Annotated in this window: 19 protein-coding genes; 18 read left to right on the top strand and 1 reads right to left on the bottom strand. The window is 73.4% G+C overall.

Going from position 1 to position 21,561, the window contains the following annotated elements:
- Positions 1–263: 263 nt before the first annotated feature.
- The 16 genes from ACZ5FU_RS24595 (at position 264) to ACZ5FU_RS24520 (ending at position 17,920) form a co-directional block, all read left to right on the top strand.
- A complete protein-coding gene (locus ACZ5FU_RS24595; RefSeq protein ID WP_451779327.1) occupies positions 264–1,352 on the top strand; it encodes a 3-dehydroquinate synthase family protein in 1,089 nt (362 codons plus the stop codon).
- Between the two features lie 8 nt (positions 1,353–1,360).
- Entirely contained in the window at positions 1,361–2,212 is an 852-nt protein-coding gene (locus tag ACZ5FU_RS24590; protein WP_451779325.1) for a shikimate dehydrogenase family protein, read from the top strand.
- Positions 2,209–3,360: an aromatic ring-hydroxylating oxygenase subunit alpha gene (locus ACZ5FU_RS24585; RefSeq protein ID WP_451779322.1), complete on the top strand. Its 1,152-nt coding sequence runs from the start codon at positions 2,209–2,211 to the stop codon at positions 3,358–3,360. The genes ACZ5FU_RS24590 and ACZ5FU_RS24585 overlap by 4 nt, the downstream gene beginning before the upstream one ends.
- Positions 3,361–3,454: 94 nt before the next feature.
- Positions 3,455–3,706, top strand: coding sequence for a phosphopantetheine-binding protein (locus tag ACZ5FU_RS24580; protein ID WP_020129798.1), 252 nt, complete (start codon positions 3,455–3,457; stop codon positions 3,704–3,706).
- Between the two features lie 19 nt (positions 3,707–3,725).
- Positions 3,726–4,472, top strand: a complete 747-nt coding sequence (locus ACZ5FU_RS24575) for an FkbM family methyltransferase (protein ID WP_451525785.1) — start codon at positions 3,726–3,728, stop codon at positions 4,470–4,472.
- Between the two features lie 38 nt (positions 4,473–4,510).
- Positions 4,511–6,238 (top strand): carbamoyltransferase family protein, encoded by a 1,728-nt coding sequence (locus ACZ5FU_RS24570; protein WP_469046626.1) that lies wholly within the window; start codon positions 4,511–4,513, stop codon positions 6,236–6,238.
- A 30-nt stretch (positions 6,239–6,268) separates the two neighbouring features.
- Positions 6,269–7,480, top strand: a complete 1,212-nt coding sequence (locus ACZ5FU_RS24565; protein ID WP_468835063.1) for a DegT/DnrJ/EryC1/StrS family aminotransferase — start codon at positions 6,269–6,271, stop codon at positions 7,478–7,480.
- On the top strand, positions 7,477–8,547 hold the full coding sequence (locus tag ACZ5FU_RS24560) for a Gfo/Idh/MocA family protein (protein ID WP_451525788.1): 1,071 nt from the start codon (positions 7,477–7,479) through the stop codon (positions 8,545–8,547). Before ACZ5FU_RS24565 ends, ACZ5FU_RS24560 begins: the two co-directional genes overlap by 4 nt.
- Positions 8,544–9,761: a DegT/DnrJ/EryC1/StrS family aminotransferase gene (locus ACZ5FU_RS24555; protein WP_451525789.1), complete on the top strand. Its 1,218-nt coding sequence runs from the start codon at positions 8,544–8,546 to the stop codon at positions 9,759–9,761. The genes ACZ5FU_RS24560 and ACZ5FU_RS24555 overlap by 4 nt, the downstream gene beginning before the upstream one ends.
- Positions 9,754–10,413 (top strand): HAD-IA family hydrolase, encoded by a 660-nt coding sequence (locus ACZ5FU_RS24550; protein WP_451779314.1) that lies wholly within the window; start codon positions 9,754–9,756, stop codon positions 10,411–10,413. Before ACZ5FU_RS24555 ends, ACZ5FU_RS24550 begins: the two co-directional genes overlap by 8 nt.
- Positions 10,410–10,880, top strand: a complete 471-nt coding sequence (locus ACZ5FU_RS24545; RefSeq protein WP_451525791.1) for a type II 3-dehydroquinate dehydratase — start codon at positions 10,410–10,412, stop codon at positions 10,878–10,880. Before ACZ5FU_RS24550 ends, ACZ5FU_RS24545 begins: the two co-directional genes overlap by 4 nt.
- Positions 10,877–13,036: a class I adenylate-forming enzyme family protein gene (locus ACZ5FU_RS24540; protein ID WP_468642115.1), complete on the top strand. Its 2,160-nt coding sequence runs from the start codon at positions 10,877–10,879 to the stop codon at positions 13,034–13,036. Before ACZ5FU_RS24545 ends, ACZ5FU_RS24540 begins: the two co-directional genes overlap by 4 nt.
- Positions 13,033–13,998 (top strand): ROK family protein, encoded by a 966-nt coding sequence (locus tag ACZ5FU_RS24535; protein WP_451525793.1) that lies wholly within the window; start codon positions 13,033–13,035, stop codon positions 13,996–13,998. Before ACZ5FU_RS24540 ends, ACZ5FU_RS24535 begins: the two co-directional genes overlap by 4 nt.
- Positions 13,995–14,867, top strand: coding sequence for a glycosyltransferase family 2 protein (locus tag ACZ5FU_RS24530; protein ID WP_451525794.1), 873 nt, complete (start codon positions 13,995–13,997; stop codon positions 14,865–14,867). Before ACZ5FU_RS24535 ends, ACZ5FU_RS24530 begins: the two co-directional genes overlap by 4 nt.
- Complete coding sequence (locus tag ACZ5FU_RS24525; protein WP_451525795.1) at positions 14,864–16,270, top strand: condensation domain-containing protein; 1,407 nt, start codon at positions 14,864–14,866, stop codon at positions 16,268–16,270. The genes ACZ5FU_RS24530 and ACZ5FU_RS24525 overlap by 4 nt, the downstream gene beginning before the upstream one ends.
- A 321-nt stretch (positions 16,271–16,591) precedes the next feature.
- Positions 16,592–17,920 carry a condensation domain-containing protein gene (locus ACZ5FU_RS24520; RefSeq protein ID WP_451525796.1) on the top strand — a complete coding sequence of 443 codons (1,329 nt, stop codon included), beginning with the start codon at positions 16,592–16,594 and terminating at the stop codon, positions 17,918–17,920.
- 42 nt (positions 17,921–17,962) lie between these two features.
- Here ACZ5FU_RS24520 and ACZ5FU_RS24515 read toward each other — a convergent pair whose 3' ends face one another.
- On the bottom strand, positions 17,963–18,268 hold the full coding sequence (locus tag ACZ5FU_RS24515) for a phosphopantetheine-binding protein (protein ID WP_451525797.1): 306 nt from the start codon (positions 18,266–18,268) through the stop codon (positions 17,963–17,965).
- A 134-nt stretch (positions 18,269–18,402) separates the two neighbouring features.
- Between ACZ5FU_RS24515 and ACZ5FU_RS24510 the strand changes: the two genes are divergently transcribed.
- Positions 18,403–19,815, top strand: a complete 1,413-nt coding sequence (locus ACZ5FU_RS24510; RefSeq protein WP_451779299.1) for a condensation domain-containing protein — start codon at positions 18,403–18,405, stop codon at positions 19,813–19,815.
- A gap of 298 nt (positions 19,816–20,113) precedes the next feature.
- Complete coding sequence (locus tag ACZ5FU_RS24505) at positions 20,114–21,406, top strand: MFS transporter (RefSeq protein ID WP_451525799.1); 1,293 nt, start codon at positions 20,114–20,116, stop codon at positions 21,404–21,406.
- Positions 21,407–21,561: the final 155 nt, after the last annotated feature.

The following is a 21,561-nucleotide window of genomic DNA, read 5'->3' as shown; positions in this document are numbered from 1 at the left end:
GAGCGGCACGAAACTTTTCCTTAAGGCGCATGAAAGTCCCCGTTGTGCTGTCGGCTTGAGATCGGCGGCCAGGTCGCTCCGGTTGTCAACCCTAACCGCTCGTCAACCGTAGGACCATAGATGCCAGTTGAAACAAGAGGGGCGTAAAACACCCTGAACGGACGGGGAACCGCCGATCCCCACAGGTGAGGGGTGGACCTTGATCCCCACGTTAACTAGCATGCCGTCGGTGAGGGCCGGACAGTCACGGGGGCACTGAGGGCATGGGCGCAATCCGTTCGCAGACGCGGAGCGGGGACACGGAGTTCCGTACCCACCGCATCGACGTCACGCTGAAGGACCACGGCTACGCCGTCCACGTGGGGCCGGGCGTACGCCGGCTGCTCCCCGCCGTCCTGGAGGAACTGGGCGTCGGCCGCGTCGCCGTCGTGAGCGCCGTACCGCAAGAGGAACTCCCCGATCCCGGTGTGCCGTTCACCGTCGTGCCGGTGACCGACGGCGAACGGCACAAGACGCTGGCGTCGGTCGAGTCGTACTGCCGCGCCTTCGTGGACGCGGGGCTGACCCGGTCCGACGCCGTGGTCGCCTGCGGCGGTGGCACGACGACGGACACCGTCGGCCTGGCCGCCGCCCTCTACCACCGCGGCATCAAGGTCGTGCACCTGCCCACCACCCTGCTCGCCCAGGTCGACGCGAGCGTCGGGGGCAAGACCGCGGTGAACCTGCCCGAGGGCAAGAACCTGGTCGGCGCCTACTGGCAGCCCAGCGCCGTGCTGTGCGACACGGACTTCCTCAAGACCCTGCCCGAGCGGGAGATGCTCAGCGGTTACGGGGAGATAGCCCGCTGCGCGTTCATCGGCGCGGGCGATCTGCGCGGACTCGACCTGACCCGGCAGATCGTGGCGAGCGTCACGCTGAAGGCGTCGGTCGTCGCCCGCGACGAACGGGACCAGGGACCGCGCCACGTCCTCAACTACGGCCACACGCTCGGGCACGCCATCGAGCAGGCCACCGGATACGCCTGGCGGCACGGCGAGGCGGTCGCGGTCGGCACCGTGTTCGCGGGCCTGCTCGCGGGCCGGCTGGGCCGCATCGACCGGGACCGGGTCGCCGAGCACAGGGAGATGGTGGAGAGCTTCGGACTGCCCACCTGGCTGCCGTCCGGCGTGTCCGCGGCGACCCTGGTGGAGCTGATGCGGCGTGACAAGAAGAAGGGGCAGGACCCCGACGCCGGACTGACGTTCGTGCTGGACGGCCCGCGGGGAGTCGAGCTGGTGACCGGGGTCGACGAACGCCTGGTCTCCTCCGTCCTGGCGGACCTGCCCTCGGGCCCCGCCCCCACCGCGGCCTGAGGAGCGCCATGCCCGACGCCCCGCCCGGCCCGAGCGCCATATCGGGCACGACCCGGCTCTACGTGGTGCTGGGCGACCCGGTCGCCCAGGTGCGCGCCCCCGGCCTGCTGAACGACCTGTTCGCGCGCACCGCGCGGGACGCGGTGCTGGTCCCCGTGCACGTCCGCCCCGACGACCTCGGCGAGGTGATGCGCGGACTGCGCCGCACGCGCAACCTCGACGGCATCCTCGTCACCGTGCCGCACAAGATCGCGGTGTGCCGGTACGCCGACCTGCTGGGCCCGGCCGCCGAGGTGGCGGGCAGCGCCAACGCGCTGCGCAGGAACCCCGACGGGACCTGGCTGGCCGACAACTTCGACGGTGCCGGCTTCGTCCACGGCCTGCGCGGGAACGGCCACGACCCCGCCGGCGCGACCGTCGCCCTGGCCGGGGCCGGCGGCGCCGGACGGGCCGTCGCCGCGGCCCTGCTCACCGCCGGCGTCGCCCGGCTGCGGCTGTACGACCCCGACGCGGCCCGCCGGCAGGACCTGCTCGCCCGGCTGGACGCCCGCTGGCCGGGCCGCACCACGGCCGGCGACGGCGCCGACTTCGACGGCGACGGCGTGGACATCGCGGTCAACGCGACTCCGCTGGGGATGCGCCCCGGCGACCCGCTGCCCTTCGACCCCGCGCGGCTGCCGCGGACCTGCACGGTCGCCGACATCATCATGAAGCCGGCCGAGACCGCCCTGCTCGCGGCCGCCCGGGACAGCGGGCGGCCCGTCGTGCCCGGCCGCCACATGCTCGACAGCCAGGTGCTCCTGTACGAGCGGTTCTTCGCACTGCACCCACCGGAACGAAACGGGAGGTTGGAGCCGTGATCGACCACGCCCAGGCCGTGGCCCTCGCGCAGCGGGCCCTGGCGCACCTGGAAGCCGGCACGACGGACCAGGCCGAGGACGTGATGAGGGTCCCCGTCACGGAGTACCTCGACCCCGACAGATGGCGACGGGAGATCGACACCGTCTTCACCAAGGTCCCGCTCGCCCTCGCGCTCTCCGTCGAACTTCCCGGCGCCGGCTCCTACAAGGCCCTGGACGCCCTGGGCACCCCCGTCCTGCTCACCCGTGGACAGGACGGCGCGGTACGGGCGTTCCTGAACGTCTGCCGCCACCGCGGAGCCCAGCTGTGCCCGGCCGGAACCGGCACCCGGCACCGCTTCCGCTGTCCCTACCACGCCTGGGTGTACGACGACCGGGGCGGCCTCGTCGCCGTGCACAAGCCCGGCACCTTCGGTGACGTCGACACCGCCGAACTGGGACTGCGCCCCCTGCCCGTCGTGGAGGGCCTCGGCTTCGTGTGGGTGTGCCTCACCCCGGGTGCCACGATCGACCTGGACGCCTGGCTCGGGGACTACGCGGGCGAGCTGGAACGCCTCGAACTCGACAAGTGGCACCTCTACGAACAGCGCGAACTGGCCGGTCCCGGATGGAAGGTGGCCTTCGACGGCTACCTGGAGAGCTACCACATCCAGGCGCTGCACCGCACGACGTTCGCCCCGACGTCCACCTCCAACCTGATGGTGGTGGACTCCTTCGGGCCGCACCAGCGGATCCTGTACCCGGTCAAGTCGCTCAGGACGCTGCGGGACGTCCCGGTCGAGGACTGGGACCCCGCCCCGCACTGCGGCACCGTCTACACCGTCTTCCCCAACGTGTCGATCGCCGGGTCCTGGGAGGGGCACGGCGTGGTCTCCCAGATCATGCCCGGCCCGGGTGTGGACCGCAGCCGCACCGTGCAGACCGTCCTGACGCGCGTGCCCCCGGTCACGGAGGAGGACCGGCGCTACACGGCGGAGTTCAGCGAACTCGTCGAAAGGGGGGTGGCGGACGAGGACTATCGCACGGGATTCGACGTGCAGGCGGCTTTGTCCTCCGGTGCGAATACACACTTCACGTTCGGCCGCAACGAGTTGGCACTGCAGCATCACCATCGCTGGCTGAACCGCCTGCTTGCAGAGGCCAACTAGACAATTGGGCACATGTTTTGAGGCGGGGTCAGGATGGACACCGTCTGGCCCACCAGCTAGATTGTCACTCGTCCGAACGAATGAAAGGCTGTCTGTGAACCGCGACGAAGTGCTCCAGGAGATCCATCAAATCGCCAAGGAGTTCGCCGCCTCCAGTGGCCGTACGGTGAATGAGAACAGCAGCAACTTTCTCGAAGCCTACGGATTCACCTCGCTGGACGCGCTGGAGTTCCTGCTTCTCCTCGAGGAGCGTTTCGGCGTGACGTTCGAGGACGAGGATCTCACCGAGGACACCCTCACGTCCGAGGACCGCCTGGCCGACTACGTCGTCGAACGCCTCGGCTGAGCGCCGGGGGCCTCGGTACATGACACCCCCCAAGCTGACGGAAGTCGCCGAGGGATTCTCCGTGCACGCCGTCAGCGCCCTGGACGCGCGCTTTCTGTACCGCGAGATGTTCGAAGGCGGGACCTACGCCGGTATCCCCCTTCCCGACGAGCCCTTCGTCATCGACGTCGGAGCCAACATCGGGCTCTTCACGCTCTTCGTGAAGCAGCGGCGGCCCAAGGCGTCCGTCGTGGCCTTCGAACCGCTCCCCGAACTCGTCGCCGCCCTGCGCGCCAACGTGGCGGAGTTCGGGCTCGAGGACGTGTCCGTGCACGAGACGGCCCTGGGGAGCGAGGACGCGACGGACGTGTCCTTCCGCTACTACCCGCTGCTCCCCAGCAGTTCGACGCTGTACCCGCAGGACCAGGGACAACTCAGGGAGATCCTGGGCAGGAGCTTCCCGCCGCGGGTGGTGGAGCGGATGTTCCAGGGCCGCGAGATCACCGTCACCGTCGACCGGCTCTCCCGCCACATCGGTACCGACCGACCCGTCGATCTGCTGAAGATCGACGCGGTCGGCTCCGAACTGGAGATCCTGCGAGGTGTCGACGCGGGTCTGCGCCCCCTGCTGCGCAACGTCGTCATCGACGTCCAGGACGTGCACGGCCGGGTGGCCGAACTGTGCGACCACCTGCGGGAGATGGGCCTTAAGCCCAGTGTCCTCAAGCCGCCCATGGCGGACGCGGAGGACACACTGAACCACCTGATCCACGCCGTGCGGCCGTGACACGGGATCTCGCCGGCTCGAAGAGGGGAAACACGGGGATGCTGACGCTCGGCCTGGGCGGGTCCAACCACGACTTCGCCGCGTGCCTCGTCTCGGACGGCGTCATCGCCGCCGGGATCGAGGAGGAGCGGGTACGCCGGGTCAAGTACTCGGTCGGAGTCAACTCGCTGCTCAACCAGTCGTGGCGGTACTGCCTCGACATGGCGCAGGCGCGCCTCGCGGACGTCGACGTCATCGTCGCCGACGACACGCTGCTGGCGCCCGCCTACTTCCCCTTCCGCAAGCGCATCCACCTGATACGCCATCACATGGCGCACGCGGCCAGCGCCTTCTTCCCCTCGCCCTTCGAACGGGCCGCCATCCTGGTGGTCGACGGGGCCGGCAGCCTGATCGACGACCGCGGCGTGGAGACCCTCACCACCGCCGTCGGCGAGGGCACCACCATCACCGAGCTGTCCAAGGTGCTCGGCACCGACTGGTCCACCGACGGCCTCAGCGCCCTGCGGGTCTACCAGGCCGGTGACAGCGACCACTCCCTCGGCTACATGTACAAGGCCGTCAGCAGGGCCATCGGCTTCGTCCTGTACGAGAACGAGTACCAGGGCCGCCACTGGTACCTGTCCGAGGACGGCAAGACGATGGGCCTGGCGCCCTACGGAACCCCGCGCTACCGCAAGGAGTTCCGCGAGTACCTCACCCTGCTGCCCGACGGCCGCTACGAACTGCACCTCAAGAACGGCGGACTGCTCGACTTCATCGAGCACGCCCTCGACGGCTACGAGGGCGACGAACGCTTCGCCCGCGCCGCCGACCTGGCCTACGCCGCCCAGGACACGCTGGAGGAGACCCTCCTGCACGTGGCCCGGCAACTCCACGCGGACACCGGCCTCACCGACCTGTGCCTGGCCGGCGGTGTCGCGCTGAACTGCGTGGCCAACGGCCGGCTGCTGCGCGAGACCCCCTTCGAGAACGTCTTCGTGCAGCCCGCCGCGGGCGACGGCGGATGCGCGGTCGGCAACGCCTACTACGGCTACCACGTCATCGCCGGACAGCCCCGCCGGGAACCCGCCCGCACCGCCCAGCGCCACGCCTACCTCGGCCGCACCTACGACGACTCCGAGGTGCGGGCCGCGCTCGACGCCTCGGGCCTGCCCTACCGCAAGGTGGACGAGCCGTCGGAGCTCGGGGCCGAACTGCTCGCGCAGGGAAAGCTGCTGGGCTGGTTCACCGGCGGGTCGGAGTTCGGCCCGCGCGCGCTGGGCCACCGCAGCATCCTCGCCGACCCCCGGCGCGCCGAGATGAAGGACATCATCAACGCCCGCGTCAAGCACCGCGAGGCCTTCCGGCCCTTCGCCCCGGCGGTGCTGCGCGAACACGCGGCCGACTACTTCGACCTGGACATCGAGTCGCCGTACATGCTCATCGTGGCCCCGGTCCGGCCCGAGAAGCAGGACGAGGTCCCGGCCGTCGTGCACGTCGACGGCACCGCGCGGGTGCAGACCGTCACGGCCGAGGACAACGGCGCGTACCGCCGGCTGATCGCGCACTTCCACCGGTTGACCGGAGTCCCGGTGGTGCTCAACACGTCGTTCAACGACAACGGTCAGCCGATCGTCGAGACCCCGCAGCAGGCCCTGGAGTTCTACGGCGGCAGCCGGCTGGACTGGATGATCATGGAAGACTACGTGGTGGCACACTCGGCCGAGGACCTGGACGCCCTGGTGTCCTCCCGGTCGCCGGCGACCGGTCTCCCCGTCACCGACTGACACCGACCGAACGACTGAGAGGGACGCACTGTGGCTCTGGCACTCGACGGTGGGAATCCGGTCCGCCGCCACGACTTTCCGGCCTGGCCGTACCACGACGACACCGAGCGCGCGGCACTGATCCGCGCGGTCGACCAGGGTCAGTGGTGGCGAGTCGGCGGTTCCGAGGTCACCTCGTTCGAGGCGGAGTTCGGCGAACACCACGGCGGCACGACGCTCGCCGTCACCAACGGCACGCACGCCCTGGAACTCGGCCTGGAACTGCTGGGCCTGAAGCCGGGCGACGAGGTGATCGTGCCCGCCTTCACCTTCATCTCCACCTCCATCGCCGTGCAGCGCGCGGGCGGCGTCCCGGTCCCGGTCGACGTGGACCCGGTGACGTACTGCCTGGACCCGCGGGCCCTGGAGGCCGTCCGCACCCCGCGCACCCGCGTCGTCATACCCGTCCACATGGCCGGCCACGTCGCCGACATGGACGCCATCGGCGCCTGGGCGGACCGGCACGACGTCGTCGTCTTCCAGGACGCCGCACACGCGCACGGCGCCGTCTGGTCCGGCCGGCGCATCGGCGACTTCGGCACGCTCGCCGCGTTCAGCTTCCAGAACGGCAAGCTCATGACGGCGGGCGAGGGCGGGGCACTGCTCCTGCCGTCGGGGGAGCGGTACGACGAGGCGTTCGCCCGGCACAGCTGCGGCCGGCCCATCGGCGACACGCGCTACGAACACCGCACCCCGTCGTCCAACTACCGCATGACGGAGTTCGCCGGCGCGGTCCTGCGCGCCCAGCTCGGGCGGCTCGACGAGCAGAACGCACGCCGTGAGAGCCGCTGGAAGACGCTCTGCGCGGCGCTGCGCGAGATACCCGGCGTGGTCCCGCAGGGCCGCGACCCGCGCTGCGACCTCAACCCGCACTACATGGCGATGGCCGCGCTCGACCCCGCGGTGCACCCCGGAACCGATCGCGACCTGGTGGTCAGGGCGCTGGTCGCCGAGGGCATCCCCGCCTTCGTCAACTACCCGCCGGTCTACCGGACACAGGCCCACGAGGCGCTGCGCGGCAACGGACTGCCCGACACGGCCGAGCTCGCCGCGCGCAACCCCGTCAGCGAACACCTGGGCGCGCACGGCTTCTGGCTGCACCACCGGGTGCTGCTCGGCACGGACGCCGACTGCGCCGACGTCGCCGAGGCCGTGGCCAAGGTGCTGTCCGAGCTGGCGGGGAAGAAGCGTTCGGCTCGATGAGGGTCGCCGTCGTCGGGCTCGGCTGGGTGGCCCGAGAGGTATGGCTCCCGCGGCTGGTCGAGCACCCGGACTTCGACGTCGTCGCCGTGGTCGAGCCGCGCCCCGAGGCCGTCGGGCGGACCGCCGCCCTGGTGGCCGGGGCGCGGGTGTACGGCAGCCATGAGGAGCTCGGCCCGCACGAGGCCGACCTCGTCTTCGTCCTCACCCCGAACCACACCCACGGCGCCGTCGCGGGCCACTTCCTGCGCCGGGGGCTCGCCGTCTTCCTGGAGAAACCCACCGGGACCGAACACGGCCACCTGCGGCTCCTGGAGGACGCGGCCCGCGACGGCGGGGGGCGGCTGCTGCTGTCCACCGCCGCCCGCCACCGCGCGGACGTGGGCGAGCTGGCCCGCCTCGTCGCCGACGGGGCGCTCGGCGCGCCCCGCCTCGCCGAGCTGAGCTGGATCCGCTCCCGGGGCATTCCCGGCAGCGACTGGTTCGCCCGCCGGGAGACGTCCGGCGGCGGTGTCCTGGTCGACCTGGGCTGGCACGTCGTCGACGTCCTGCACCACCTGTGGGGCGCCTCCGCCGTGCGCCACGCCACCGCCCTCGCCTCCTGCGACTTCCTCACCCGCGAGGGCTGGGGCGCCGACTGGCACGCCGGCCCGGCCGCCCTGAGGAACGCCGACGTCGAGGACCAGCTCACCGCGCTGCTCGCCACCGAGCGGTACGGCCTGCACCTGCGCTTCGCCTGGGCGTCGCACGAGACGGTCGACCGCACCCGGCTGGTGCTGCACGGCACCGCCGGCACCGCCGAGCTGACCACCACGTTCGGCTTCAGCCCCCGCCGCGTGACCGCACCCACGCTCCGGCTCCGCCAGGAGGGCGAAGAGCGCCACGTGCCGCTCCCGCCGGCCGGCGTCGGGGACGAGTACGACCGGCAGCTCGACGCGCTGACCGCCGAACTGGCCCGGGCCGACGCCACGGACCGGGCCCTGCGCGAGGCCCGCGAGGCCCTGGCCGTCGTCGAGGCCTGCTACCGCGCCACGTCCGCCCCCTGGACAGCACCGGAGACGAACTCATGACTGCATCCCCGTCCGCGCCCACGGCGCTGCGCTACGAGCCGCTGCGCGGCCTGGCCCTGTGGGGCGAGGAGGAGAAGGCCGCCGCGCTCGACGTCCTGGAGAGCCGCTCCCTCTTCCGCTACTACGGTCCCGCGCTCCAGCGCCGCGTCGAGCGTTTCGAGGAGCGGTTCGCCGCCCTGCACCAGGCCCCCCACGCCGTCGGCGTCTCCTCCGGCACCGCCGCCCTGACCTGCGCGCTGATCGGCCTGGGCATACCCGAGGGCGGCGAGGTCATCGTGCCGTCGGCCACCTTCATCGGCTGCGTCAACGCCGTCGTGGCCGCGCGCGGCGTCCCCGTCTTCGCCGACATCGACGACTCGCTCACCCTCGACCCCACGGCGTGGGAGCACCTCGTCACCGAGCGGACCTTCGCGGTCATGCCCGTCCACCTCAACAACGCCGCCGCCGACATGGACCCCATCCTGGCCGTCGCCCGCAAGCACGGCGTCCGCGTCCTGGAGGACGCGGCCCAGGCCTGCGGCGTCGGCTACCGGGGCCGTCCGGTGGGGTCGATCGGCGACGCGGGCGCCTTCAGCTTCCAGCTGGAGAAGAACATCACCGCGGGCGAGGGCGGCGCCGTGGTCACCACGGACCCCGACGTCCACGACCGCGTGGTCCGCTACCAGGACCAGGGCGGGCAGTTCACCACCTCGCGCAGCGGCGAGCGCGGCGCCGCCGGCGAGGCCTTCCTCGGCGCCAACCTGCGGATGACCGAGATCGCCGGCGCCCTGCTCTCCGTCCAGCTGGAACGGCTCACGCCGATGCTGCGACGGCTGCGCGACGTCGCCCGGACCGTCCGCGCGGACCTCGCCGACCTCGGCCTCGAATGGCGGCGTCTCCCGGACGAGGAGGGCAGCGGCGGCGACCTCACGGTGCTGCTGGCCGACCGCATGGCCGCACGCCGGTTCGTCACGCAGCTCACCGCGGCGGGCATCCCCGCGGCCACGCTCTACTCGGGCCGGCTGGTCCAGCAGAACCCCTCCGTCCGCGCCGGCCGTACCGCCTGGGGAACCTCCTGGGACGCCACCGCGCGCCTGCGCGCCAGCGAGGCGGTGCTGGGCCGGTCCGTCACCGTCGGACTCGGCGCGACCATGACGGACGACGACGTCGCCCATCTGACGGCGAGCCTGCGGACGGCGGCCGAATCCGTCCGGAAGGGAGCCGGCGGTGAGTGATCTCCGGCCGCGGGCCGTCGTCCTGGACCTGGACGGCGTTCTCATCGACAGCATCCACGTGATGCGCAGGGCCTTCCAGCGCGCGTACGCCCTCGTGGTCGGCGACGGCGAGGCACCCTTCGAGGAGTACCTGACCCACCTCGGGCGGCACATGCCCGACACCCTGGTGATCATGGGCCTGCCCGTCGGGATGTACGAGCCGTTCGTCGTCGAGAGCCGCAAGCTGGTCCACGAGATCGAGCCGTGCCCCGGCGCCGCGGAACTGCTCACCGGACTGCGCACGGCGGGCGTCCCGACCGCCGTGGCCACCGGCAAGACCCATGACCGCGCCGTCGAGGCCCTGGCGGCGACCGGCCTGCTGGACCTGGTGGACGCGGTGTGCGGCAGCGACGAGGTGACCCGCGGCAAACCGGCCCCGGACATCGTCCTGCTCGCCCTGGAGAAGATCGGAGCCGGTACGGAGGGCGCCGTCATGGTCGGCGACTCCGCGCTGGACCTGCGGGCCGGCCGCGCGGCGGGCACCCGTACGGCCGCCTGCCTGTGGGGCCAGGGCGACCGGGAGGAACTGCTCGCCCACCGGCCCGACCTGGTGGCCGCCTCGTGCGCCGAACTGGCCGCCCTGCTGCACCACCGTGAAGGGACCCCCGCGTGACCGTCGACCCGTCCTCCCGTGACCTGCTGCTGCTCAACGGCCCCAACCTGGGCACGCTCGGCACCCGCGAACCCGGCATCTACGGCACCACCACCCTCGCGCAGGTGGAGGAGGCGGTGGCCGCACTGCTGGCCCGCTCCGGGTACGGCCTGCGCAGCGAACAGCACGACGGCGAGGGCGAGATGATCCGCGCGCTGCACAGGCACCGCGACACCGTCGCCGCGATCGTCAATCCCGGCGCGCTGATGATCGCCGGCTGGAGCCTGCGCGACGCCCTCGCCGACTACCCGGCGCCCTGGGCCGAGGTGCACATCTCCAACGTCTGGGCCCGTGAGTCCTTCCGGCACAACTCCGTCGTCTCCCCGCTCGCCGTCGGCGTCGTCGCGGGCTTCGGCACGCACGGGTACGAGCTCGCCGCACAGGCGCTGGTGCGCCGGCTGGAGACGACGGAGGGCACGGCGAGGTGACCGCCGCCGACCTGTGGGAGGCCTTCTCCCGGGCGGACCTGGACCCGGATGCACGCGCGCTGGGCGACCTGACCCGCCGTGCGGCCGTCGTGCGGGTGACCGAGCTGGCCGAGCGGCTGCGCGCCCGGGGTGTACGGCCCGCGGAGACCGTCGGACTGCAGGGACCCAACCGGCCGGAATGGGTGCTGGGCCTGCTCGCGCTCACGGCGGTGGGCGCCCGCCCCCTGCTGCTGCCGGCGGACTCGCCGCCGGCGGAGACCCGCAGACTGCTGAGGACCGCCGGAGCCCGCCGCACACTGGTGACGGACCACGACCAGGCGGAACAAGCCGACCGGGCCGACCGGGTGGTCCTGCGGGCGGAGGACGAGGGGACCGGAGGGAGGCTCGTCCCCGACGGGACCGGTGCCGCCGGCGCGGCCCCCGAAGCCCACGCCCCGGGCACGGTCCTGCTCGTCTCCTCCGGGTCGACCGGTACGCCCAAGGTCGTCGCGCGCTCGCCGCGTTCCGTGCTCGACGAGGGCGTGCGCTACCACCGCGCCGGTCTGGCGGGGCCCGACGACCGCGTCCTGCTGCCGTTGCCGCTGAGCCACGCCTACGCGCTCGGCTGGCTGGCCGGGGCGCTGGTGGCCGGGGCGCACGTGGACCCGGTGCCGCCGAGCGCGGTCGGCGCGGTGCACGCCCGGCTGCGCGAGCGGGCGACGGTCCTGGTCACCGTGCCCGGCCTGGCCCGTGTCCTGGCACGCCGCCGGGCCCTGACCGACGACGCGCCCTTCCCCGCCCTGCGCCGGGTGATGGCCGGCGCCGGATACGTGGACGCCGAACTGGACGCGCTGTGGACCCGCGCCCTGGGCGTGGGCGTCTCGCGCAACTTCGGCTCCAGCGAGACGGGCGCCGTGCTGTGGGGGGAGCCGGGACTGCCGTCGGGAGCCGTCGGCCGTCCGATGCCCGGCGTCCGCGTCGACCTGCTGGACCCCGACGGCACGCCGCTGCCCCCCGACGGCGCGGCGCAGGGAGAACTCGCGGTCGTCCTGGAGGACGGCTCGGCCCACCGCCTGCACGACCTCGCCGAACGCGACGAGGACGGAATCCACCGCATCCTGGGCAGGGCCCGGCGCGGAGTGGTGCGCCGCGGGGCGCGCTGGGTGTCCACGATGGAGGTGGAGTCGGTGCTGCGGGCGGCCCCGGGCGTCGCCGACGTCTCGGTCACGGTGACCGGCCCGGACGACTCGGACGACTCGGGACTCACCGTCGAGTACGTGCCCGCCGACACCGAACTGGCCGACCCGTCACGGGTACGGGCGTACGCCCGGGCCGAACTGGCCGCGTACAAGGTGCCCGACGGCTTCCACCCGCGCTTCCGGCTGCGCCGGTCCGCCGTCGGCAAGGCACAGGCGGCCCCCGTGTACCGCCCCGCCCGCGGCGCCCGCCCCGGGACCGCGGCCGAGCACGTCCTGGCGGCGGCCCTCACCGAACTCGGCCTGCCCGCCCTCCTGGCCGACGGCGCCACCGCCGCCGGCCTGGCCCGCACCGCGGGGCTGCGCGCGGACGTCCTGTCGTCCGTCCTGGACACCGCCTGCGCGCTGGGGCTGCTGGTCACGGACGCCGCTTCGGCGGGTGCGCCGGGGGACTGGGCGGCCGCCCCGGACCTGACGTCCGCCGGCCGGGTGCTGGCGGCCCGGGTGCGCGGCGGGACGCCGGCCGCGGGGACGCCGTCGCCGGCCGCTCCGGCCGGGCCCCCGCCGCCGGGCACGGCCCTGCGCGAGGCCGTCGGGGAGCTGCTCGCCGAGGCCGGCGTCGACGGCGCGGTCCTGGAGATCGGTGACGGCGGTGCCCCGCCGTCACCCGGCACGGAGTACGACGCCTGCGTGGTCCTCGGCGGCATCCACGGCCCGGCCGCCCGGCTCGGCTCGCTCGCCGCGCTGCTGAGGCCGAAGGGACTGCTCGTGGTGGCCGACGCCTTCGTGCCCGACCCCCTCGCCCTCACCGACGCGACGAGCCGTGCGACGGTCACCCGCTGGCTCGTCGACGGACACCTCCACTGGTGGACGACGCAGGAACTGCGGGCGGGCCTGGAGGCGGTGGGGCTGCGGACGGAGTCCGGCGACGGTGCCGGGCCCGCGCCGTACGCGATCCTCACCGCCCGGAAGCCGTCGTGACCGGCACGCCCCCGCGCACGGACTCCGGTACGCCCGGCGGCGTCCTCGCCGTGGACCTCGGAGGCACCAAGCTCGCCCTGCGCGCGGTCGCCTCCGGGGTGAGCGTGTACGAGAAGACGGTGCCGTGGCCCGCCGGTCAGGACGCCGAGGGCGAGCTGGAGCTGCTGGAGGCCGCGGTGGCCGAGGCGGCCGGCGCGCTGGGAGAGGCGCCCGTGCGCACGGGCGTGGCGTCGGCGCCCAACGTGGGCACCGACGGGCGCGTCGTGAGCTGGCCCAATCGGCCCGGCTGGGTGGGGCGTTCCCTGCGCGCGTCCTTCACGGGCACGGGCTCCGAGGTCCTGTTCGGCGACGACGCGACGCTCGCCGCCCTGGCCGAGGCCCGCTCCACCGGCAGTCGTGACCTGGTCTACCTGGGCATCGGCACGGGCGTCGGCGGCGGGCTGGTCAGCGGCGGCCGGCTGCTGACCGGTGCCTGGGGCACGGCGGGCGAACTTGGCCACCTGGTGGTCGACCCGCGGGGCCCGCGCTGCCGGTGCGGTGCGCGCGGCTGCCTCCAGGCCGTGGTCTCGGCCGAGGCACTGGCCGCTCACGCCGCCGCGGGGCGCGGACGTCCCACGACCACCTCCGAGCTGGTGGCGGGCGTGGACCGCGCCGAACCCTGGGCGCAGCGCACCCTCGACCACGCGGCCGACTGCGTCGCCCGCGCGCTGCGGGCCCTCGTGGAACTCGTCCAGCCCGCGCACGTGCGCATCGGCGGCGGTCTCGGGGCCGCGCTCGCGCCCCTGCCGCGCCGCGTCGCCGCGCGCCTGTCCGCGACGGCCCGCCCGGGCCGGCCGCTCCCCGAGGTCGGACCGGCCGTCCACGGCCCGCACTCCTCCCTCGCCGGTGCCGCCCTGCTCGCCACCCACGGCGCGAGCCTGCTCCGCGGGGCCCACCTGTTCGGCGAGGGGGGTCCGACGTGAACCGGCCGACCGCCAGCGTGGTCGTCCCCACCCGCGACAAGGCGGACAGCCTGCGGCTCGTCCTGGCCTGCCTGGCCCGGCAGGTGTGCCCCGAACCCTACGAGGTCGTGGTGGTCGACGACGGCTGCACGGACGGCACCGCCGACGTCCTGGCGGCCGCCGCCGCCCGGCTGCCCCTGCGCACCGTGCCGGGCCCGCGGGCGGGCCGCGCCGCCGCGCGCAACGCGGGGGCGGACGCGGCCCGCGGCGGCCTGCTGGTCTTCCTGGACGACGACATCCTGCTCCCGCCGCGGGCCCTGGCGGCCCACCTCCGCGAACACGCCGGCGGAGCGTCCGACTGCGTCCACGGCCCGGTCCGCGAACTGCCCTCCGCGCGCCGCCTGCTGGCCACCGATCCCGGCGAACTCCTGCCCGACCCGCACGCGGTGGCGACCGGAGGCCGGTTCGGGCGCACCGTGGCGAACGCCCTGGAGACCCTGGTCGCCGGCATGGCCGGAGGCGAACTGGAGCCCGTGGCACCGTGGTTGACCTGTATCGGAGCCAACACCTCCATGGCCCAACGGCTGTGGCAGCGATCCGGGGGCTACGACGAGACGTTCGGCACGACATGGGGGTGCGAGGACCTCGAACTCGGCCTGCGGCTGTGGTCGTCGGGGGCCGGGATGCGCCTGGCTCCCGACGCACCGGGCGTGCACCTCACGCACGAGCGCCCCGACCGCTGGGAACAGCACACGGTGAACCTCACCCGGTTCGTCGAGAAGCACCCGGTGCCCGCCGTACGCGCCCTGCCGGAGCTGCTCGGCCCCTCGGGGAGCGGCCGCCGCTACGTCACGACCGTACGCGACCTGGAAGAGAACGACCGCCCATGACCCACCAGCAGGTTCGGACCCACCCCCCTTCGGCCGGCCCCGCCCCACTGCCCCTGCTCTCCCGGCAGGACTGGTGCTGGGAGTGGACGCGGAGCTACACCGGCGACTCCACTGCGATCGAGTCGTCGGAGACCCTGCTGCTGCGGGGACCGCTCGACACGGGAGCACTGCGGGACACGCTGGCCGAGATCGCCACCCGGCACGAGGCGCTGCGCCTGCACCTGGTGGCCGCCCCCGGACCGGACCCGTCCGCGCTCTGGCCCGGACAGGCACTGCGGCCCGAACCGGGGCCGCTCCACACCGTGCGGGCCGCGTCGGGGGAGCGCGCCGCGGAGGTGACGCGGGTCCTCTCCCGGCCGCTGGACCTGACGGACCGCATGACGCGCACCACCCTGGTGCGCACGGCGGAGGAGGAGCACGTCCTCGTCGCGCAGTTCCACCACCTGATCTTCGACGGCAACTCCCACGTCGTCTTCCGTGACCTCCTCGCCCACGGCTACCGCGAGCGCGTCGCACCGGACCGGGGCACCGCCGGGCGCCGTCGTGACCCGGAGCGCTACACCGGGCTGATCGAAGGGGAGCACACGCCCGGGGCGCGCTCCGCGGTGCGGGCGCGGGCGGCCGCCCTGGCCGGCGAGCTGCGGGCGTACGGCGCGGGGGACCCGTTGCCGGGCGACGCCGGGGCGGTCGTCCCCGAGGCGGAGTTCGGCTCCGTACCGCTGACGCTGACGGCCGAGGCGACCCGGTCGTCGCTGCGGCGCTCGCGCGCCGAGCGCGTCACGCTCCACACCGTCCTGCTGGCGGCCCTCGCCCACGCCGTCGCCACGGAGTACGGGCGCGAACGCCTGGTGTGCTCCGTGTACACGCACGGGCGCACCTCCGCGCGCGCCCGCGAGACGCTCGGGCTGTTCAGCACGGTGGTCCCGGTGCCCGTGGACACGGGGTTCCGGTCCCTGACCGCATTCGTCAAGGACGTCCACGGCAGGGTCCAGCGGGCCACGGAGCACGCCGACGTGCCGTTCAGCGAGGTCGCCTCCCACGTCGTGGACCGCCCGCCCGCCGACGGGGCCTACTACCGCAGCGCGCTGGCCCACCTGGAACTGCGGCTGAGCGGGGTGACGGGCTGGCTGCCGGAGGAGCCGAACCGGACGCTGACGTTGCCGCACGGCCTCACCGCCACCCCGCAGGACCTGCACCCCGACCACCCGCTGCCGGTCTTCGCCGGCCCCGAACAGGCCCTGGCGTGCGCCACCACCCTCTTCGCCGACCTGGAGATGAGGGACGGGGCCCTCACCGGTTCGCTGTGGTACGAGAAGCACTACCACGATGCCGGAAAGGCGGCACGGGTGGGCGACGCATTCCTGCACTTCATGGCGCGGCCGAGCGAGAACGATTTTTTGTGATGGCCCGTCAGGAAAAACAAGTCGGGCGGCCACCGGCGGGGCATGGAGATTCCGCGAAAAACAAACTCCCGACGGTCTGGCCTTATTGACGAGAGATCACTTCGGCTGGAAGCATTCCCCTGCCACCGACCGATGGTGGAGGAACCCCCGAGAGAAGGGAAGTTGCCATGATGAAGGTCAACTCCGTGAGCCTCGCGCTCATCAACCTCGAGCAGCTCCGCCGTCAGGCCGCCGCCGAGGCGAAGTAGGACCACCGACAAGTGCCGCACGGGGGTACGGTTTCCCGTGCGGCGCTCGTCGCACCTTCGGGCGAGGGAACGCATGGACCAGGGGAGTGGAAGTACGCACGCCACGGAATTGAGCCGACAGCAGCGACGGCTCTGGGAAGTGGAATGCGTAGTTCGAGGAAGTGCGCTGCTGCACACCGGCATTGCGCTGCGCCTCGACGGAATGCTCGACGAGAAAAGGCTTTCCCGTGCCGTCGAGGCCGTATTCCGGCGGCACGAACTGCTCGACACGGGCTTCCGTGCGGACGGCGACACGCTGATCCTCGGCCCCGCTCCCCGGCACGAGTTGCGCGTCCGGCGCCGTCCGGACCTGTGGGCGGACCGGACCGGGCACCTCGCCGAAGTGCGCCGGACGGCGGCCGGGGCCCACGCGGAGGCCTTCCCCTTCCAGGGGGAGTCCCTGGCCCGCGCCGACCTGACACTGCTCGGTGACGGCGGCGGCGTCCTGCTCCTGACCTTCCACCGGCTCGTGATGGACCTCTTCTCCCTGCACCAGGTGGTGACGGACCTCCAGGACGCCTACCTGCGCGGGCCGGAGGAGCCGCTCGCACCGGCGGACCGGTACTCCGCACTCCTGGCGGCGCGCGAACACCGCAGGAGCGCCGACTGGGACTTCTGGCGCACGGAGCTGTCCGGCTTCCCCACGCCGTGGATCGGCGAGGGACGGCCCGAGCCGGGCTGGCTTCCCGACGGCGCCGAACTGCGCGTTCCCCTCGACCCCGCCCTGCCCGGCCTCCTCAGGGCGAACGCCCGCGCCGCGCGCTGCACCCCCACGGTGTACGTCATCGCCGCCGCGGCCGGCCGGGTGCTGGAGCGGTCCGGGGCCGACGACCTGGTCCTGGGCACCATGTCCGCGAACCGCATGGACTCCGACGCGGTGGGCCCGCTCGCGCAGGCGGTGCTCGTACGCGTCGGCCCTTCGGCACCGCACGGTGACCGAGGGGTGCTCACCCAGGTGCGGCGCGGGCTGCGCGAGGGAATGGCCCACCAGGGAGTGCAGTTCGAGGAGATCGTCGATCTGCTCACCGACGGTACGGGCGTGGCGCGCGACGACCTGGCCCCGCTGAGCGTGAGCGTGACCGAGGACTCCTGGGAGGCCTCCGTGGCGGGACTCTCCTTCGCCCCCTTCGACCTGGACGACGACCGGGGCGAGGACGACGACCGGGGCGAAAGCGAGGGCGAAGAGGGGGGCGAAGGCGCCGCCGGCCCCGTGGTCCGCCCCTCCCAGCTCGACCTGGAGCTCGATCTGTCCGGTGGAGAGCCGCAGCTCGTGCTGACCTACGACCGCCGCTGTTTCGGTGCGCGGTGGTGCGAACGGTTCGCGGCCGACCTGCTGGCCGACCTGGCGGCCGGCCGCGGCTGACCGGACGGGCCGGCCGGCCGCGGCAGCGCCGCCGTCGCTCGGTCAGGCGGATCCGGCGCGTGCGCCGGCGATCGACTCGAGTCCCAGCCGCCGGACGTCCCCGAAGCGTGCCTCGTCGAGGAGCGCGGTCATCAGCGTGACGTCCAGGTCCTCGACGTCCGGTGCGCAGACGGCGGCCTGCGCGGCGATCCGGGCCGCGTCGATCGACGTGCCGCCGGCCTCGTAGAAGTCCGAGTCCTCCTGCGGGAGGGAGCCGAGCACGTCCTGCCATGCCTGCGCGAGTGCCGCCGTGAGACCGTCGGGTCCGTCCGGGCCCCGCCGCGTCGCCGAGGTGTCCACATCTGTCATGGCAGGAACATAACGCACCCCGCCGCCTCCCCCCGGAGTTTTACAGTCGTGTGGCACGACCGCCGTGACGAGGGGATACGCCCCGCGCCGCGGGTAGCTTCGGTGACGTTCCGACGTCTTCCCCGAGGCAGGTCATGCCCCCCACACCTCATGATCCGGATCAGGGGCTTCCCCTCTCCTCGCGCCAGGAGTGGTGCTGGGAGTGGGAGAGGTGCCACGACGAGCCCTACCCCAAGGCCGTCTCCCTCGACTGCTCGACCACCCTCCGCCTGCGAGGCCCCCTGGACACCGGCGCGTTGCGCGACGCCCTCGCCGACGTCGCCCTGCGGCACGACGCGTTACGACTGCGGCTGCTCGACACCGGGACGCCGATCGAGCGGGTGGTCCGGCCACGGCAGGCCCTGCGCCCGGAGCCGTTCCCCCTGGAGACGGCGGACCTCGGCGACGCCCTGCGCCGACGGGAACTGTCCGAGATCCTCGTCGACCTGACCACACGGCCCTTCGAGCTCACCGACCGGCTCTCCCGGGCCACCCTGCTGCGGCTCGCCGACGACGACCACGTCCTGCTGACCAGCTTCCACCACATGGTGTTCGACGAGCCGAGCCATCAGGTCTACCTGCGCGACCTCGCCGACTCCTACAACCGCCGCGTCGCCGCCCCCGCTCCCTCCCCCGACGCGGGCCGACCGCCCCTGTCCTACGTGGACTTCGTCCGCGCCGAGAACACCCCTCAGGCCCGCCACGACACCGCGTCCCGCCTGGCGGGCTGGGCGGACCGGCTGCGCGCCCACGGATCCGGGGACCTCCTGCCCGGCCGCACCACGGACCTCCTCCCGCTCCAGCACCACTACGACACCGTCGCGCTGGACCTGCCGGCCGAGGAGTCCCGGCGCCTGCTGCGCGCGGCCCGCGGCGCGCGGGTCTCCCTGTACGCCCTGCTCGCGGCGGCGCTGGCCCGCACGCTCGGCGACTTCTACGCCCGCGAGCGGTTGATCCTCTCCACGCCCTCGCACGGCCGGGTGCGCCCCGAGACCCGCTCCGCCCTGGGCCTGTTCTCCAACATGATCCAGGTGCCGGTGGACCTGGGCCGGACCTCGCCGGGCGGACTGCTCCGGCAGGTCGACGGCGCCCTCAGGGACGCCTCGGCGGAGGTCGGCCTGCCGTTCGGCCGGCTCGCCGAGACCGTTCTGGGCCGTCAGGGGGACGCGGCCTTCTTCCGCCACGCCCTCGCACACGCGGAGCTGCGCCTGTACGGGGTGACCGGCTGGATCGTCGACCGGCCGAGGCCCGGGTTCCCGATGCACGGACTGCGTACCGGCCTGGAGCCCTACCGGCAGGACTTCTCCCGGCTCGCCTACGCGGCACCGCAGTCCTCCCTGGCCGGCGCGGCCACCTTCTCGGTCGGCCTGACCATGGAGACGGGCCGGCTGACCGGCGGGCTGCGCTACGAGACGACGTATCACGGACACCGCACGGCCGAGGCGGTGGCGAACGGCTTCCGGCGGCGTCTGACGGACCTGGCGCGGGACGGGGCCGGAAAGCGATGAGTCCGCGCCCGGCCGACCATGCCGGTCCGGTGCCGGGCAGGACGGCGGGGGAGCGCTCACGAGCCTTGCCGGGATTTGGCCGCATTGCGCGAACTGCCTTGTCAGAGCGGGTCGGAGGGAGCGTTGTGAAGATTGCCGAGGACCGCTGACCTCCTGATCGAACTCACATATTCTGTCCGGCGTCGTATTCGGCATGTACAGGGCATCGCGTGGCGCGTTCGCGCCGGGCAGGCCGAGAGAGGGGCGTACGGGTGAGTCACGCACGCGGTCCGGAGACGGACCCGACGGGGGACCTGCGATGACCGACGGTCGGGCGGCCCGGCTGCCCCTGGACCTGCTGCGCGAGCGGAACCTGCGCCGGCTGTTCTGCGCGCAGGCCGCATCGGTCCTGGGCAGCAGCATGATGCCCATCGCCCTGTCCTTCGCCGTGCTGGAGCACGGCGGCGGGGCGAGCGGGGTCGGCCTGGTGCTGGGCGCGCAGACCGCGCCCCTCATGATCTTCCTGCTGGCGGGCGGTGTGCTCGCGGACCGGTGGGGCCGCCGGATCACCATGATCGGGAGCGACCTCGTCCGCGCCGCCGTCGAGATCGCCGTCGTGGTCGTCCTGTTGACCGTCGGCATGCCCCTGGGCGGTTTCGTCGCCTTCGCCGCGGTGCTCTCCGTCGCCGCCGCGTTCTTCCACCCCGCCTTCCACGGGTTCGTCCCGGAGGTCGTCTCCGGCAAGCGCCTCCAGGAGGCCAACGCCCTGGGGTCCACGCTCAATTCGATCGGCTCGCTGGTGGGGCCCGCCGTCGCCGGCGCGCTCGTGGCCTGGACCGAGCCGGTCTGGGTCATCGCCATCGACGCGGCCACCTTCCTGGTCAGCGCGCTGTTCCTGGCCGGGGTCCGCACCTCGTCGTCCCCCAGGGACCCCGCCCGCGAGGACGAGAGCTTCTGGCAGCAACTGCGGCACGGATGGCGCGAGTTCAGCTCCCGCACCTGGCTGTGGTCCCTCCTCGCCTACACGTCGCTGGCGTCCACCTTCGTCCTGGGGCCCGTGATGGTGCTGGGCATCGCCTTCGTCGGCGGCAAGGAGAACGGCGCCGCCCAGTGGGGCACCGTCATGGCCGCGCAAGGGGTCGGTTCCCTCCTCGGCGGCTTCGCGGGCATGCGGCTGCGCTTCCGGAGGCCGCTGCTCGCTTCCGTCTTCTGCACGTTCGGCCTGGGCGCGTTCGCCGGCGTCCTCGCCCTGAGCGCTCCCGTGTACGTACTGGTCGCGGGCTCGCTGCTGTCCGGCGCGGGATTCGCGCTGCTGCACATCCTGTGGACGAGCAGCCTCCAGGCCGATGTGCCCGCCGACGCGATGTCCCGCGTCAGCGCCTACGACGGCGTCGCGACCGTGCTCTCCATGACCGTCGGCTACTGGTGGGCGGCCCCGGCCGCGGACCTGGTCGGGGCGGCGTCACTGCTGTGGTTCGGCGTGGTGTGGACCGTGGTGAGCGCCGCCGTGATGGTCATGCTGCCGCAGATCCGCCGGTCCGCGCCGGGATCGGGGAAGGACGAGGGCGGCGGCGTCGCCCCGGAGACGCGGGAGCCCTCCGCCGCGGTCTGAGAGACGCTGCCGAGCGGGACGGGACGCACGCGGGCCCTCGCCGTCACGGAGGAGCCGGCCCCGGCCGCCCTCCCGGACGGCAGGCCTCGCCCCGGACGCGGTCCCGGCCGCCTCGACGGGCTCTTTCGCAGCGGGGACCCCCCTGGCCGGACCGT

Source organism: Streptomyces sp. NPDC031554, from assembly GCF_055580685.1.
The sequence above is the reverse complement of the archived record's forward strand: the minus strand, read 5'-3'. Positions and strand labels throughout refer to the sequence as shown.

Bases quoted from the DNA above. Each gene is read 5' to 3' on its own strand.
- ACZ5FU_RS24590 (WP_451779325.1), top strand. From the start codon at position 1,361: ATGCCCGACGCCCCGCCCGGCCCGAGCGCCATATCGGGCACGACCCGG.
- ACZ5FU_RS24510 (WP_451779299.1), top strand. From the start codon at position 18,403: ATGCCCCCCACACCTCATGATCCGGATCAGGGGCTTCCCCTCTCCTCG.
- ACZ5FU_RS24560 (WP_451525788.1), top strand. From the start codon at position 7,477: ATGAGGGTCGCCGTCGTCGGGCTCGGCTGGGTGGCCCGAGAGGTATGG.
- ACZ5FU_RS24575 (WP_451525785.1), top strand. From the start codon at position 3,726: ATGACACCCCCCAAGCTGACGGAAGTCGCCGAGGGATTCTCCGTGCAC.
- ACZ5FU_RS24515 (WP_451525797.1), bottom strand. From the start codon at position 18,268: ATGACAGATGTGGACACCTCGGCGACGCGGCGGGGCCCGGACGGACCC.
- ACZ5FU_RS24525 (WP_451525795.1), top strand. From the start codon at position 14,864: ATGACCCACCAGCAGGTTCGGACCCACCCCCCTTCGGCCGGCCCCGCC.
- ACZ5FU_RS24570 (WP_469046626.1), top strand. From the start codon at position 4,511: ATGCTGACGCTCGGCCTGGGCGGGTCCAACCACGACTTCGCCGCGTGC.
- ACZ5FU_RS24595 (WP_451779327.1), top strand. From the start codon at position 264: ATGGGCGCAATCCGTTCGCAGACGCGGAGCGGGGACACGGAGTTCCGT.
- ACZ5FU_RS24555 (WP_451525789.1), top strand. From the start codon at position 8,544: ATGACTGCATCCCCGTCCGCGCCCACGGCGCTGCGCTACGAGCCGCTG.
- ACZ5FU_RS24520 (WP_451525796.1), top strand. From the start codon at position 16,592: ATGGACCAGGGGAGTGGAAGTACGCACGCCACGGAATTGAGCCGACAG.
- ACZ5FU_RS24505 (WP_451525799.1), top strand. From the start codon at position 20,114: ATGACCGACGGTCGGGCGGCCCGGCTGCCCCTGGACCTGCTGCGCGAG.